Raw genomic sequence first — 13,756 nt, 5'->3', positions numbered from 1 at the left:
TAGCCCCTACTTCCGCTCGACCACCACCGCGGCCTGCGCCATCGTGTGGCGCACGCGGTCGGCGGCGGCCTGGGCGTCGGCCCGACTGGCGTAGGGCCCCGCCTGCAGGCGGTTCAGGCCGCGGTCCTTGAAGATGGCCAGCAGCGGCGCGAGCCAGTCCAGCTCGCGCACCAGCTTCTCGCGGTAGGCCTCGGCGCCATCGAGCTTGGAGAAGGCGCCGAGCTGTACCCAGAAGCCCGGGGCCGCGGCCGGCGGCACCACCGCGGGCGCCGGCACCGGTGGCGCGGTGGCCGTGGCGGGCACCGTCGGCAAGACCGGTGCAGGCGACGTGTCCTCGGCCGGCCGCAGGTCCGCCGTGGTCTCGCGCTGCGGTGCGCCGACCGGTTCGGCCGCGGCGTACACCGGCGCCGGATCGTCGGTGCTCTTGCGCCCACGCATCCAGGCACCGGTGCGGATGTCCTCATAGGTGATGCGCTCCACCTCCACCGGCGAGACGCCGCGCAGCACGTCCAGCTTCAGCGCGGCGGTGTAGCTGAGGTCGATGATGCGGCCCTTGTGGAAGGGCCCGCGGTCGTTGATCCGCACGATCACCTCGCGGCCGTTGGCCGGATTGCGCACACGGGCATAGCTCGGGATCGGCATGGTCGCGTGGGCGGCCGTCATCGCGTACATGTTGTAGACCTCGCCGCTGGAGGTCGGCCGGCCGTGGAACTTCTTGCCGTACCAGGAGGCCAGGCCGCGCTCGACCAGCGGCTTGTCCTCGGTCATCGGCTCATAACGCTGGCCGTCGACGTCATAGGGCTTGTTCGGCCCGCCGGCGCGGATGCGCTCGACGTGCGGCGTGGCATCGGGCACTTTCTGCAGATCGGGCGGGATCACCGCCTCCGGGCCGTCGCGCTCGGCGACGCCGCGGTGGCTCGCGCAGCCGGCCAGCACCAAGGTCAACAGGAGCGCCAGCAGCGCCCCGCCCCAACTTGTTCTCTCTCGCATGGGCGCAACCCTAAACGATCCTCGCCGGGACGCAAAGCGTATGCTTCAGCCCCATGAGCAGCACCTACATTTTCCCCGCCCCCGAACAGCCCAGCGTGCCGGTGCGCGGCAGCAGCGCACGCTATGCCGTCTCCCGCATCTTCTGCGTCGGCCGCAACTACGCGGCCCATGCGCGCGAGATGGGCAGCGACCCCGACCGCGAGCCGCCGTTCTACTTCAGCAAGCCGGCCAATGCGCTGGTCGAGTCCGGCGCCACGATCGCCTACCCGCCGATGACGCAGAACCTGCACTACGAGATGGAGCTGGTGCTCGCACTCGGCGCGCCGCTGTTCCGCGCCACGCCCGAACAGGCCGCCGCCGCGATCTGGGGCTATGCCGCCGGCCTGGACATGACCCGCCGCGACCTGCAGAACGCCGCCAAGGCCACCGGCCGGCCCTGGGACACCGGCAAGGCCTACGAGCAGTCCGCCGTCATCACCGACCTGATCCCGGCGGCGCAGGCCGGCGACATGGGCAAGGGCGCGATCACGCTGCAGGTCAACGGCGTCGAGAAGCAACGCGGCGACCTGTCCGACATGATCTGGAGCAATGCCGAGATCGTCGCCAACCTGTCGCAGTTCTATCACCTGGGCCCCGGCGACCTGATCTACACCGGCACGCCGGAAGGCGTCGGCCCCGTGAAGCCTGGCGACGAGATCACCGGCCAGATCGAGGGCTTGGTGAACCTGACGCTGACGATCGGCCAGCCGGAATGAGCAGCGACCACAACGAGACTCTGAACGAAGCCCGCGCCCGCAACATCCGCGACGCGCTGGCCGAGGACATCGGCATCTGCGACTGGACCGCGCAACTGGTGCCGGCCGGTCGCCGCGTGAAGGCCCATGTGCGCGTGCGCGAGGCGGCGGTGCTGTGCGGCCGCGAGTGGTTCGCTGGCGTGTTCGCCGCGCTGGACCCGAGCGCCCGCATCGAGTGGCTCTACGACGAAGGCGCCTTGATGAGCGCCGACACCCTCGTCTGCCGCATCGAGGCCGATGGCCGCGCGCTGCTCTCGGCCGAGCGGCCGGCGCTGAACTTCCTGCAGTTGCTGTCCGCCACCGCGACGCAGACGCGCCGCCATGCCGACGCCATCGCCGGCGCCAGCACCAATCCGCGCGGCTGCGCGGTGCTGGACACGCGCAAGACCATTCCAGGCCTGCGTCTGGCGCAGAAGTACGCAGTACGCACAGGCGGCGGAGCGAACCAGCGGCTGGCGCTGTACGACGGCATCCTGATCAAGGAAAACCACATCGCCGCGGCCGGTGGCGTCGGTGCCGCATTGCACGCGGCGCAGGCCCTTGGCGCGGGCGTGGACATCCAGGTCGAGGTCGAGTCGATCGCCGAGCTGCAGGAGGCGCTGAGCGCCGGCGCTACCAGCGTGCTGCTGGACAACTTCGACGAGGCCATGATGAAGGAGGCCGTGGCCATCACCGACGGCCGCGCGCTGCTGGAAGTGTCCGGCGGCGTCGAGCTGGAACAGCTGCGCTGGATCGCTGCCACCGGCGTCGACAGGATCTCGATCGGCCGCCTGACCAAGGACGTGCGGGCGATCGACTACTCGATGCGCGTGGAAGGCTGACGAAGCAGCAGGAGCGCGGCCCCGCCGGGCGGGGGCCTCAAGCCTCAATCCACGCCCAGTTGCCAGAACAGGAAGGCGAAGACGTCGGTCTGCATGTTGATCGTCTCCGACAGCGGCGTGCCGATGCCGTGGCCGCCGGCAGCCGTCGTGCGCAGCAGCAGGGGCCGGCCCTGCGGGTCGGCCGCCTGCAGCCGGGCCAGCATCTTGCGCGAGTGCGCCGGGTTGACGCGGCCGTCGTTGTCGCCGGTGGTCAGCAGCAGCGCCGGGTGGTCGGTGCCATCCTTCACGCGGTGGAAGGGCGAGTAGGCGTACAGCGCCTCGAACTGCGCGCGGTCCTTCACGCTGCCGAACTCGGTGACGTTGAAGGCGCCGTTCGGGTCCAACTCCACCCGCAGCATGTCGTAGATGCCCACCGCGCTGTGGACGGCACGGAACAAATCGGGCCGCTGCGTCAGCGCCGCACCCATCAGCAGGCCGCCGTTGCTGCCGCCCTGCGCGGCCAGCTTCGCGGGCGTCGTGTAGCTTCGCTGGATCAGATGTTCGGCGGCAGCGATGAAGTCGTCGAACACGGTCTGCTTCTTCGTCAGGTTGCCGGCCAGGTGCCAGGCCTCGCCGAACTCGCCGCCGCCGCGCAGGTTGGCGATCGCGTAGACGCCGCCGTGGTCCAACCAGGCGCGGCGCGTCACTGAGAAGCCGGGCACCATGCTGACGCCATAGCCGCCGTAGCCGTAGAGGATGGTTGGGTTGCGGCCGTCCAGCACCGTGCCCTTGCGGCGCAGGATGTTCAGCGGCACGCGCGTGCCGTCCTTGGATGTGGCGAACTCGCGCACCACTTCGCAGTCGCTGAAGTCCGCGAGGCTGGTCATCGCCAGCGGGGTCTTCGTCGCGTGGCCACCGGCATCGAGGCGCCACCAGGCGAGCGGCTCGGTGTAGCTCGCGATCAGCGCCAGCACGCCGTCGCCGTCGCGCACCAGGTCGTTGACGCTGCTGACCGGCGGCAGCTCGAGCACGCGCGGCTTCAGGGTCTTCAAATCGATCGCCTGCAGTTGCGAGGGCCCGCCCAGCAGGCCGGAGACGAACAGCGTGCGGCCGCTGACCGCGATGTGCTCCAGCGTGGCCTCGCCCTCGGGCAGCAGCGTCTGCGCGCGCGCCAGCACAGGCCTGCTCACCGGCAGGCGCAGCAGCCTGCCGCGCGGCGCGCCGTCGCGCGAGAGCAGGTAGACGAAGCCGTCGTCGCCGAACAGCGCGGCCTTCACGCCGTCCTTCAGGTCCGCCACGCGCTGCCACTTCGCGCCGGCGCCCTTGCCGAGCAGGTAGTACGAGGCCTCGCCGCCGTCGCCGTTCTTGACCTCGGCGAGCTGCTCGCCGGCCTTGCTGCTGCTCAGCGCGATCTCGGCGATGCGCGGGAAGTCGTGGCCGATCACATAACGGTCGCGCTCGACGGGCTGGCCGAGCGCGTGGAAATAGACCTGCTGGTAGAAGTGCGCATCGGCCTCGGCGCGCTCGCCGGGCGCCGGGTAGCGCGTGTAGAAGAAGCCCTTGCCATCGGCGCGCCAGGACACCGAGCCGCCGCCGGTCGGGTACTGCACGCGCGGCACGACGACGTCGGTCTCCTTGCCGCTGGCGACGTCGAACAGGTGGACCGAGCCGTCCTCGCTGCCCTTCTCGGACAAGGACACGGCCACCCGCCGGCCGTCCGGCGAGGGCTCGAAGAAATCGATTGCCAGCGAGCCGTCGGCCGCCAGCACGTTCGGGTCGACGACGGCCTTCTCGGTGTCCATCCGCGCCGGGTCGGCGAAGCTCACCAGCAGCGGCTGCTGCTTCGGCGGCTGCGACTTCAGCGCGAACCAGACGCCGCCGGCGCGGCGCAGGCCGTAGTAGGTGGCGGAGCGCGAGGTCAGCAGCGCCTCGATGCGCGCGCGCAGCGCGGCGCGGCCGGACAGCGCGTCGAGAGCCGAGCGGGTCAGCCGGTTCTCGGCGGCCACCCATTCCCGGGTGGCCGGACTGGCGGCGTCTTCCAGCCACTGGTAGTCGTCGACGACGGCGGTGCCGTGGTAGACGTTCGTCACCGGCTGGCGCGCGGCCGGCGGGTACGGTTCAGCGGCGGACGCCAGGGCGGCGGAAGCCAGCAGCAGGGCGGCTGCGGCGATGCGGGACGATGAACGAAGCATGTCGGCACCCTCTGATCTGGAGGGCAAAGTCTAGCCTTACAGTTGCACCGATACGGACGGCGGAGGCCCCATGGATACCCCGGACATCCTGTCAGCTAAGGAGACATCCGAACGGCGGCTGCGGCTCGCCGACCTGCCGTCTCCGCGCGGCCTGCCGGTGTTCGGGCACCTGCTGCGCGTCGAGCCGGCGCGCTTCCACCAGCAGATGGAGCAGTGGGCGCAGGAACTGGGCCCGCGCTACACGCTGCGCCTGGGCGGCGGCCCGATCCTCGTCATCGGCAATCACGAGGCCGTGGCCACAGCGCTACGCGACCGGCCCGAGGGCTTCCGCCGCACGCCGAAGCTGGAGCACATCTGGCAGGAGTTGGGCCTGCCGACCGGCGTGTTCGGCGCCAACGGCGAGAGCTGGGCGCGCCAGCGCCGGATGGTGATGGCGGGCTTCGACCCGGCCCATGTCCGGCACTACTTCCCGGCGATGCGCAAGGTGGCACTGCGCCTGGCCGCGCGCTGGGAGAAGGCCGCCGACACGCCGATCGTCCTGCAGGCCGACCTGATGCGCTACACGGTGGACACGATCGCCGGCCTGGCCTTCGGCGCGGACGTGAACACGCTGGAGTCGGACGAGGACGTGATCCAGCGCCACCTCGACAAGCTGTTCCCCGCGCTGTACCGCCGCCTGCTGGCGCCGCTGCCGACCTGGCGCTGGTTCAAGAGCGCGCGCGACCGGGAGCTGGAGGCCAGCCTGACGGAGATCCTGACCGCGGTGGATGGCTTCATCGCGCGGGCCCGCGAGCGGATGGCTGCCGACCCGGCCCTGCGCGAGCAGCCCTCCAACCTTCTGGAGGCGATGATCGCGGCGGCCGACGTGCCCGGCAGCGGCATCGACGACGGGCTGGTGGCCGGCAATGTGCTGACGATGCTGCTGGCCGGCGAGGACACGACGGCGAACACGCTGGCCTGGATGATCCACCTGCTGTGGCGCCACCCGGAGGCGCTGGCCCGCGCGACGGCCGAGGTGCGCGGCGCGGTGGGGCCAGATCTTGACGGCATCACGCAGGACCAGCTCGGCACGCTGGACTATGTCGAGGCCTGCGCGCACGAGACGATGCGGCTGAAGCCGGTGGCGCCGATGGTGGGCCTGCAGGCCATCCACGACACGGTGGTGGACGGCGTCGAGGCGCCGGCCGGCACGGTGATCCTGGCGCTGCTGCGGCGCGACAGCGTCAGCGAGCAGAACTTCCCCCAGGCGGATCGCTTCGACCCTGAGCGCTGGCTGGGCCGCGACGCCTCGGCCGCCAAGCGCATCGCGATGCCCTTCGGCGCGGGACCGCGGATCTGCCCCGGCCGCTACCTGGCGCTGCTGGAGATCAAGCTGGCGATGGCCACGCTGCTCTCGCGCTTCGACATCCTGGCCGTGGACACGCCAAGCGGCGAGCCCGAGGCGGAGGAAGTCCTGTCCTTCACGATGGCGCCGCGCGGGCTGACGATGCGGCTGCGCCCCCGCGCCTGAATCCGCACCTGAACCCAAGGCTGCCCGGGCTCGGGGCATCCACTCTCCCGGCCGGGAGGCAAAAGCGGGGATGATGCGCGCCATCGCATCTTTCCGAAGAACGCCTCCATGTCCTCACCCTTCCCGCCGAGTGCCGACGAGCAGCGCCTGGAACTGACCGTCCGCGGCCTGATCCTGGGCGTCCTGATCACCGTCGTCTTCACCGCCGCCAACGTCTATTTCGGGCTCAAGGCCGGCCTGACCTTCGCCACCTCGATCCCGGCCGCCGTCATCTCGATGGCCGTGCTGCGCGGCTTCAAGGGCGCGACGATCCAGGAAAACAACATCGTGCAGACGGTGGCTTCCAGCGCCGGCACGCTGTCCTCCATCATCTTCGTGCTGCCGGGCCTGATCATGATCGGCTGGTGGCAGGGCTTCCCGTACTGGACCTCGTTCATGATCTGCGCGCTGGGCGGCATCCTGGGCGTGATGTATTCAATCCCGCTGCGCCGCGCACTGGTGACGAACTCCGATCTGCCCTACCCGGAAGGCGTGGCCTGCGCCGAAGTGCTGAAGGTCGGCGCCGAGGGCGACGACCCCTCCGCCGGCAAGCAGGGCCTGCTGGCGATCGTCTGGGGCAGCCTCGTCTCGGCCGGGTTCGCGGTCGTCGTCGCCACGCAGGTGTTCGCCGGCGAGGTGGCCAAGTTCTTCCGCCTCGGCGGCCGTGAGGACGGCCCGGCCACCGGTTTCAACTTCAGCCTCAGCTTCGCGCTGCTGGCCGTGGGCCACCTGGTGGGCCTGTGGGTGGGCGTCGCGATCCTGGTCGGCGCGCTGATCGCCTGGGCCGGCTTCGTGCCTTCGCTGACCTCGGGCGTCACGGGCGAGACCGCCGCCATCGCCGTGGCGGCCTGGAAGACCAAGGTGCGCTTCATCGGCGCCGGCACCATCGGCGTGGCCGCGATCTGGACGCTGCTGATGCTGGCCAAGCCGGTGTTCACCGGCCTGCGCTCGGCGATGGCCGCCTCGCGCGCCCGCAAGGGCGACGCCGCCGGCGCGCTGCCGCGCACCGAGCGGGACATCCCGATCGGCATCGTCGGCCTGATCACGCTGGTCTGCATGCTGCCGATCGGCTGGCTGCTGGCGGACTTCGGCAACGGCGCCGGCCTGTCCAGCCAGATCGGCCTGCTGGTGACCGGCGGTGTGGTCTACGTGCTGCTGATGAGCTTCTTCGTGGCCGCCGTCTGCGGCTACATGGCAGGGCTGATCGGCTCGTCCAACAGCCCGCTGTCGGGCGTGGGCATCCTGGTGGTGATCGGCGCGGCGCTGATGCTGGCGCTGGCGGTGAAGCCGCTGCTGCCGCCGGAGTCGACGAAGGCACTGGTGGCCTTCGCGCTGTTCGTGACCTCGGTGGTGTTCGCCGTGGCCACGATCTCCAACGACAACCTGCAGGACCTGAAGACCGGCCAGCTGGTGGACGCCACGCCGTGGCGCCAGCAGGTGGCGCTGATCGTCGGCGTGGTGGCCGGCGCGGTGGTGATCCCGCCGATCCTGGACCTGCTGAACAAGGCCTACGGCTTCGCCGGTGCGCCCGGCGCCGACGCCGCCCGCGCACTGGCCGCACCGCAGGCCGCGCTGATCTCGGCCCTGGCCCAGGGCGTGATCGGCGGCGACCTGCCGTGGAACCTGATCGGCATCGGCGCGGGGATCGGCGTGGTCTGCATCGTCATCGACCGCGTGCTGCGCGCCAGCGGCTCGGCCTACCTGCCGCCGCTGGCCGTGGGCCTGGGCATCTACCTGCCGACCTCGTCCACGCTGATGGTGGTCATCGGCGCGGTGGCCGGCTGGTGGTTCGACAAGCGCGCCGAGCTGACGGCCCGCCCCGCCGCGACCAAGCAGCTCGGTGTGCTGCTGGCCTCGGGCCTGATCGTCGGCGAGAGCCTGATCGGCATCGTGCTGTCGGCCATCGTCGTGTTCTCGGGCAAGGATGCCCCGCTGGCGCTGGTCGGCCCGGGCTTCGGCGACGCTGCCGTGTGGCTCGGCGGGCTGGCATTTGTCGCCGTCGGCATTGCGCTGTATGGTTGGCTCCTGCGCCTGGGCGGCAGCCGTCCAGGGAGGACATAACAAGAAGTCTCGACTGACTAACCTTGGCCGCACTCGACAGCACCGGCACGCCCGTGCGCGGCATTTCGCTGCGCACCTGGCTGACCGCGGCGGTGTTCCTCGCCGCCGTGGCGGCCGTGCTGACCTGTGCGCTGCTGATCGACCGCTTCACGCGCGCCCATGCGGAGCGCAGCGCCGTCGAGTCGATGCACCAGCTGTCCACCGACTTCCGCGACGCGCTGGACCGCGGCATGGCGCAGCAGTTCCAGGAGATCCGCGTGCTGGCGGACCTGGACTCGTTCCGGCGCGTGGACAAGCCGCTCGAGGTGCGCCGCGCGCTGGATGCCGCGCACGCCGGCTTCCCGCACTTCGCCTGGATGGGCCTGACCGACCCGCAGGGCAAGGTGCTGGCCGCGGCCGGCGGGCTGCTGGAAGGCGCGAACGTGTCCAAGAGGCCCTGGTGGCAGGGCGCGCAGCAAAGCCCCTTCGTGGGCGACGTCCATGGCGCGGTGCTGCTGGAGAAGCTGTTGCCCAAGCAGGATGAGCCCTGGCGCTTCGTCGATTTCGCGGTGCCGATCCGCGACGGCAGCGGCGAGCTGCAGGGCGTGTTCGGCGCGCATCTGAGCTGGGCCTGGGCGCGCCAGATCAAGGACGAGCTGATCGACTCGGCCCTGCATGTCCATGAAGCGCAGGCCCTGGTGTTGGCCAAGGACGGCACAGTGCTGCTGGGACCGCCCGGCAGCGAGGGCAAGAAGCTGCCCGAGCTGCGGCCGGAGCTGCTGGAGGACTCGGCCACGACGCGGCAGATGCATGCGGAGGGCCAGGACTGGTTCGTCGTCACCGCGAAGACGCAGGGCCGCGGCGACTACCCGGGCATGGGCTGGGTGGTGATGTTGCGCAAGCCGGTCAGCGTCGCGCTGGCGGACTTCTACCGCCTGCGCCTGCAGATCGCCCTGGCCGCGCTGGCGCTGGCCGCCCTGGGCATGCCGCTGGCCTGGCTGCTGGCGCGCCGCCTGACGGCGCCCTTGGTCGAGCTGTGCGACGCGGTGTCCGCCCGTCAGCACCTGGGCGAGAAGGGGCTGCCACGATTGCGCGGCTTCCGCGAGGTGGCGCTGCTGTCGAACGCGCTGGCCGACCTGTCCGAACGGCAGGCCGAGCAGGATGCGCTGCTGGAACGCCGCGTGGCCGAGCGCACCGAAGAACTGCAGCAGGCCAACGAACAGCTGGAAGCCAGCGAGGCCCGGCTCGACCAGCTCTCGCGCATCGACGCGCTGACAGGCTTGGCCAACCGCCGCCAGTTCAATGAAACGCTGCCCGAGGCCATGGCCCGCACGCGCCGGCGCGGCCGGATGATGGCGCTGCTGTACCTGGACCTGGACAAGTTCAAGGCCATCAACGACACGCTGGGCCATGCGGCCGGCGACACGGTGCTGAAGGAATTCGGGCGCCGCCTGAGCGGCTGCGTGCGCGAGACTGACATGGTGGCGCGCCTCGGCGGCGACGAGTTCGTGCTGATCATCGAAGGCCTGGCCTCCGGCGCCGATGTCGAGCAGGTGGCGAACAAGATCCTGGGCGAGATGGCGTGGCCCTTCGAGATGGGCGACGGCGAGGAGCGCGAGGTGGCCACCAGCATCGGCATCGCCACCTATCTGGACGAGCCCGGCCTCAGCGACGAGCAGTTGCTCGGCCGCGCCGATGCCGCGCTGTACGCGGCCAAGGCGGCCGGACGCGGCATCTACCGGATTGCGCCGGCTGCCTCGCCGGCCGCCTGACCCGGCCTAGTCCAGCGAGACCTCGGTCCGCACGACACCGGCGCGCTCGGCGCTGGCGGTGAGCGCCAGCCGCGTGCCCTTGGGGGCCCGCACGATCCATTCGCCGACGGCACGGTCCGCCGTGACCTCGCGGTTCGGCAGGAAGGCCTGCATCGAGGTCTTGGGGGCGTGGCCTTCCAGCTGCGGCCCCTCCATCCGCTCCTTGCCGCCCAAGAGGCTCACCTCGGCATTGCCGGCCGGCAGGTGGATCTCGAACATCACGCCGCGCACGGTCTTGCGTTCCAGCGCGCGCTTGGTGACGTAGGCCGGCAGGTAGCCGCTGTTGGCCACGGCCATGCGCACGCGCCAGGTGTCGGGCCCCAGCGCGCGCACCTCGGTGCGCAGCAGCTCCAGCTTGGGCAGCGAGAGTGCGAGCTGGCTCATCCAGGCCGGGAAGCGCGCGACCTCGCGCTCGCGCAGCGCCGGTGGCGGGTTGCGCCAGTAGTTCATCTTGTCCCAACCACCGATCTCGACGGCGCCGAGCTGCGGATGATCGAAGGGCTGCCAGTCGACATGGGCCAGGCCGCCGCACTGCTCGTCGCTCCACTTCAGCAGCTTCAGGTCGTCCTCGGGCGAGTGCTCGCGGTACCAGTCGATCCACTTGCTGTTCTCGACACCCGCTTCGCGATTGGGCGACCACAGCTCGACGACCCAGAACAGCGCGCCCAGGTGCTCGTAGATCCAGTCCTGCGTGCCGGTGATGACGTCCTTCGGGTGGTACTTGAACTCGTGCCAGATGCTGATGGCCGGGTAGCCGGTCGACTTGGCCGCGATGTCCGAGAAGCGTTTGTAGGACCACAGGTCCTCGGCAATCATGTCGTCGTCGCTGCAGCTACCCATCGGCCGCAGGATCACGCCGCTGTGCGTGTGATAGCTGATCGCCGCGCCGATGTTCGGGTGGCCGATGATGAAGTCGATCATCGCCCGCACTTCGGGTTCGCTGGCCGGGTAGGGGCCGGCGCCGACCTGCTCGTGCTCCTGGCGCCAGTCGCTCGGGAAGTTGCGGTTCAGGTCCAGCCCCTCGCGGTCCTTGTTGACGGTGACGGTGAGGCCGTTGTGGGCCTTGATGAAGCCTTCCGGGATCAGGCGGAAGTACTCGCCACCGTGCTCGCCGGGCTCGCGCGGCACCATCAGCCGCGGATCGGTGGCGTGCTTCTTCCAGCCGCCGTGCGGGTCGGCCATGCGCATCGTCAGGATGCGGCCGTCACCGTCCACGTCCTCGATCGTCAGGCCGTCGACCGGCTCCTCCTCGAAGGGCCAGGCCCGCGTGGACGAGCGGATGTGGCGCGGCCGGTCGGCCAGGGCCAGTTCGGCGCCATCGGGGCCCAGGCGCGGCACCATGTAGATCACGCGGCTGTCCAGCAGGTAGGTGACCTGGCGGCCGATCTCGTCGGACTCGCCGAAATGCGTCAGCAGGTGATGCAGGTAGTAGAGGCAGGCGGTGGAGGCGGTCAGCTCGGCGGCGTGGATGTTGCCATCCAGCCAGAGCGCGGGCTTGTCGACGTCGGCACCGCTGGCGAGGTTGGTCAGGACGACGACCCAGATGTCGCGGCCCTCATGGCTCTTGCCGATCGAGCGCACCGAGACCAGGTTCGGCCGGGCCTCGGCATAGTGGAACAGCAACTCCGTCAGCTCGGTGTAACGGTAGAAGTGATCGAAGCGCGGGGTGGGCAGGGCGGCCATCGGTGTGGGGCGTCGTTGGGGCCGGGCCATTGTGCAGACTGGGCCGGGCTTCGTACACCGGGGGTGGACCCTGGCTACCGCTCCTTCACTGCCCTTTGAACAGGCCCTGGAACTGGCGCGAGACGGGCAGCCGCTCGTCCCGGCCACGCAGCGTGACGACCATGCTGTTCTCGTCGATGCGGATCGCGCTGGCGATCCTGCGGCTGTTGACGATCACCGAGCGGTGGACCTGCCAGAACAGCTCGGCATCGAGCTGGGCCAGCAACTCCTTCAGCGGCGTGCGGATCAGTGCCTCGCCGCCGACGTGGATGACGCGGGTGTAGCGGTTGTCGCTCTCGAAATAGACGACGTCCTCCGGCGCGATCAGCGTGATCTCGCGGCCGAGGCTGGCCTGGATCGGACGCATCACGGGTCGCGTCGGCGGCAGCAGGCGGCCCAGCAGTTTCTGCAGATCGGGCGCGGCAGCGGCGCGCTCGCGGATCCGGCGCAAGGTCTGCGCCAGTCGGGCGTCTTCCACCGGCTTCAGCACGTAGTCCAGCGCGCCGGCCTCGAAGGCGGACAGCGCATGGTCGCCATAGGCCGTGACGAAGACGACCTGCGGCGGGCGCGCCAGCGCGGCCAGGCGGCGCGCCACCTCCAGGCCGCTGAGGCCCGGCATACGGATGTCGAGGAAGCAGAGCTCGGGCTCGTGCGAGAGGAAGTCGTCCCAGGCGTCGACGCCGTTGGCGCTGGCGGCCACGATGTTCAGCTCGGGCCACAACCGGGCCAGTGCGGCGCGCAATTGCTCGCGCGGCGCTTCCTCGTCGTCGGCGATCAGGGCGTTCATAGTTCGATGCGGGCCAGGCAGCCCGGGTGGAGGGAGCTGAGGGTCAGCCGAGCACGATCGCCGAACTGGTGGCGCAGGCGAGCGCGGGTGTTGCTGAGGCCGACGCCCTCGGGCGCCTCGGCGCAGAGGCCGGCGCCGTCGTCGCGGACTTCGAGGATCGATTGGTCGTCAGTGGCGCTGGCGCGGACCTCGATGCGGCCACCGCGCAACGAGGGCTCGATGCCGTGAGCGATCGCGTTCTCGACCAGGGTCAGCAGGGTGCCGGGCGGGAGCGTGAGGCCGTCCAGCGCCGGATCGGCCTCGATCGACCAGGCCAGGCGCTCGCCGAGCCGGGCCTGCATCACGGTGAGGTAGTGGCGCACAATCTGCAGTTCCTCGGCCAAGGTCAGGGTCTCGCGCTCGAACATCGGCAGGGTGCTGCGCAGGTACTGGGTGAAGGCGCGCAGCGTGGGCGCTGCGCGGGGGTCTTGCGTGTCGACCCAATGTTGCAGCGAGGCCAGGGTGTTGAAGAGGAAGTGGGGCTGGATCTGGGCGGTGGCGAGCTGGCGGGACAGGCGGAGGTTGCGGTCCTGTTCGGCAAGTTCACGCAGCCTCGACTCGATCTGCTGCACCCGGTAGATCACCATGAACCACCAGGCGCTCGCCGCCACGACCGCCAACGTCAGCAGCAGAGCCACCGGCATACGCAGCGTGCCCGGCTCGAACTCGTGATGACGAAGCAGCACCGCGATGAGACCCAGCAGGCCGCCGAGCGAGAGGCAAGCGACGTTGAGGCCCACGCGCGTCGGCGAGCGCCACAAGCGCTTGCCAACCGCCAGCGCCATCGACGCCGCGCCAATGCTGGCCGGGAATGCCCACCCAGGCACTTGGCGCGGCGACAGGATGTAATTGATCAGCAGCAGGACGACGACATTGCCGATCACATAGGAGTCGAGATGACGCGGCCAGCGCTGGTTGCCGGCACGGGCCATCTCGTCGGCCGTGAAGATGCGGCTCGGCCCGGGAAAGAGCCACTGGCTCCAGTCCAGTGCAACGCCGTCTTGCTTTTTGTCCGGGGCATCCATCATGGCG

Annotated in this window: 10 protein-coding genes; 5 read left to right on the top strand and 5 right to left on the bottom strand. The window is 70.3% G+C overall.

The genetic code is table 11. The annotated features are described in order from the left end of the window. Nucleotides 1–6: 6 nt before the first annotated feature. Complete coding sequence (locus tag SNE35_RS30545; RefSeq protein ID WP_320426850.1) at nucleotides 7–990, bottom strand: septal ring lytic transglycosylase RlpA family protein; 984 nt, start codon at nucleotides 988–990, stop codon at nucleotides 7–9. Nucleotides 991–1,043: 53 nt separating this feature from the next. Between SNE35_RS30545 and SNE35_RS30540 the strand changes: the two genes are divergently transcribed. Further along, nucleotides 1,044–1,745 carry a fumarylacetoacetate hydrolase family protein gene (locus tag SNE35_RS30540; RefSeq protein WP_320426849.1) on the top strand — a complete coding sequence of 234 codons (702 nt, stop codon included), beginning with the start codon at nucleotides 1,044–1,046 and terminating at the stop codon, nucleotides 1,743–1,745. Then, nucleotides 1,742–2,605, top strand: a complete 864-nt coding sequence (gene nadC / locus SNE35_RS30535; protein WP_320426848.1) for a carboxylating nicotinate-nucleotide diphosphorylase — start codon at nucleotides 1,742–1,744, stop codon at nucleotides 2,603–2,605. Before SNE35_RS30540 ends, nadC begins: the two co-directional genes overlap by 4 nt. Nucleotides 2,606–2,649: 44 nt before the next feature. On the opposite strand, the gene SNE35_RS30530 is transcribed toward nadC, so the two are convergent. After that, nucleotides 2,650–4,776 (bottom strand): prolyl oligopeptidase family serine peptidase, encoded by a 2,127-nt coding sequence (locus SNE35_RS30530; RefSeq protein ID WP_320426847.1) that lies wholly within the window; start codon nucleotides 4,774–4,776, stop codon nucleotides 2,650–2,652. A 70-nt stretch (nucleotides 4,777–4,846) separates the two neighbouring features. Here SNE35_RS30530 and SNE35_RS30525 point away from each other — a divergent pair, with 70 nt between their 5' ends. The 3 genes from SNE35_RS30525 to SNE35_RS30515 all read left to right on the top strand — a co-directional run bounded on the left by SNE35_RS30525 (nucleotide 4,847) and on the right by SNE35_RS30515 (nucleotide 10,137). Next, nucleotides 4,847–6,286, top strand: a complete 1,440-nt coding sequence (locus SNE35_RS30525) for a cytochrome P450 (RefSeq protein ID WP_320426846.1) — start codon at nucleotides 4,847–4,849, stop codon at nucleotides 6,284–6,286. A gap of 108 nt (nucleotides 6,287–6,394) precedes the next feature. Beyond that, nucleotides 6,395–8,386, top strand: a complete 1,992-nt coding sequence (locus tag SNE35_RS30520) for an OPT family oligopeptide transporter (RefSeq protein ID WP_320426845.1) — start codon at nucleotides 6,395–6,397, stop codon at nucleotides 8,384–8,386. 23 nt (nucleotides 8,387–8,409) lie between these two features. Further along, complete coding sequence (locus tag SNE35_RS30515; protein ID WP_320426844.1) at nucleotides 8,410–10,137, top strand: diguanylate cyclase domain-containing protein; 1,728 nt, start codon at nucleotides 8,410–8,412, stop codon at nucleotides 10,135–10,137. A gap of 6 nt (nucleotides 10,138–10,143) precedes the next feature. On the opposite strand, the gene SNE35_RS30510 is transcribed toward SNE35_RS30515, so the two are convergent. The 3 genes from SNE35_RS30510 to SNE35_RS30500 all read right to left on the bottom strand — a co-directional run bounded on the left by SNE35_RS30510 (nucleotide 10,144) and on the right by SNE35_RS30500 (nucleotide 13,752). Next, nucleotides 10,144–11,859, bottom strand: coding sequence for a M14 family zinc carboxypeptidase (locus SNE35_RS30510; protein WP_320426843.1), 1,716 nt, complete (start codon nucleotides 11,857–11,859; stop codon nucleotides 10,144–10,146). Nucleotides 11,860–11,944: 85 nt separating this feature from the next. After that, nucleotides 11,945–12,685, bottom strand: coding sequence for a LytR/AlgR family response regulator transcription factor (locus tag SNE35_RS30505; protein WP_320426842.1), 741 nt, complete (start codon nucleotides 12,683–12,685; stop codon nucleotides 11,945–11,947). Next, on the bottom strand, nucleotides 12,682–13,752 hold the full coding sequence (locus SNE35_RS30500; RefSeq protein WP_320426841.1) for a sensor histidine kinase: 1,071 nt from the start codon (nucleotides 13,750–13,752) through the stop codon (nucleotides 12,682–12,684). Before SNE35_RS30500 ends, SNE35_RS30505 begins: the two co-directional genes overlap by 4 nt. Between the last annotated feature and the right edge of the window lie 4 nt (nucleotides 13,753–13,756).

The sequence above is a fragment of the Roseateles agri genome (genome assembly GCF_034043675.1).
Taxonomy (GTDB): Bacteria; Pseudomonadota; Gammaproteobacteria; order Burkholderiales; family Burkholderiaceae_C; genus KK5.
The sequence above is the reverse complement of the archived record's forward strand: the minus strand, read 5'-3'. Positions and strand labels throughout refer to the sequence as shown.

What these genes read in the sequence shown, in the direction of transcription:
- SNE35_RS30545 (WP_320426850.1), bottom strand. Translation starts at nt 990, where the DNA reads ATGCGAGAGAGAACAAGTTGGGGCGGGGCGCTGCTGGCGCTCCTGTTG.
- SNE35_RS30540 (WP_320426849.1), top strand. Translation starts at nt 1,044, where the DNA reads ATGAGCAGCACCTACATTTTCCCCGCCCCCGAACAGCCCAGCGTGCCG.
- nadC (WP_320426848.1), top strand. Translation starts at nt 1,742, where the DNA reads ATGAGCAGCGACCACAACGAGACTCTGAACGAAGCCCGCGCCCGCAAC.
- SNE35_RS30530 (WP_320426847.1), bottom strand. Translation starts at nt 4,776, where the DNA reads ATGCTTCGTTCATCGTCCCGCATCGCCGCAGCCGCCCTGCTGCTGGCT.
- SNE35_RS30525 (WP_320426846.1), top strand. Translation starts at nt 4,847, where the DNA reads ATGGATACCCCGGACATCCTGTCAGCTAAGGAGACATCCGAACGGCGG.
- SNE35_RS30520 (WP_320426845.1), top strand. Translation starts at nt 6,395, where the DNA reads ATGTCCTCACCCTTCCCGCCGAGTGCCGACGAGCAGCGCCTGGAACTG.
- SNE35_RS30510 (WP_320426843.1), bottom strand. Translation starts at nt 11,859, where the DNA reads ATGGCCGCCCTGCCCACCCCGCGCTTCGATCACTTCTACCGTTACACC.
- SNE35_RS30505 (WP_320426842.1), bottom strand. Translation starts at nt 12,685, where the DNA reads ATGAACGCCCTGATCGCCGACGACGAGGAAGCGCCGCGCGAGCAATTG.
- SNE35_RS30500 (WP_320426841.1), bottom strand. Translation starts at nt 13,752, where the DNA reads ATGATGGATGCCCCGGACAAAAAGCAAGACGGCGTTGCACTGGACTGG.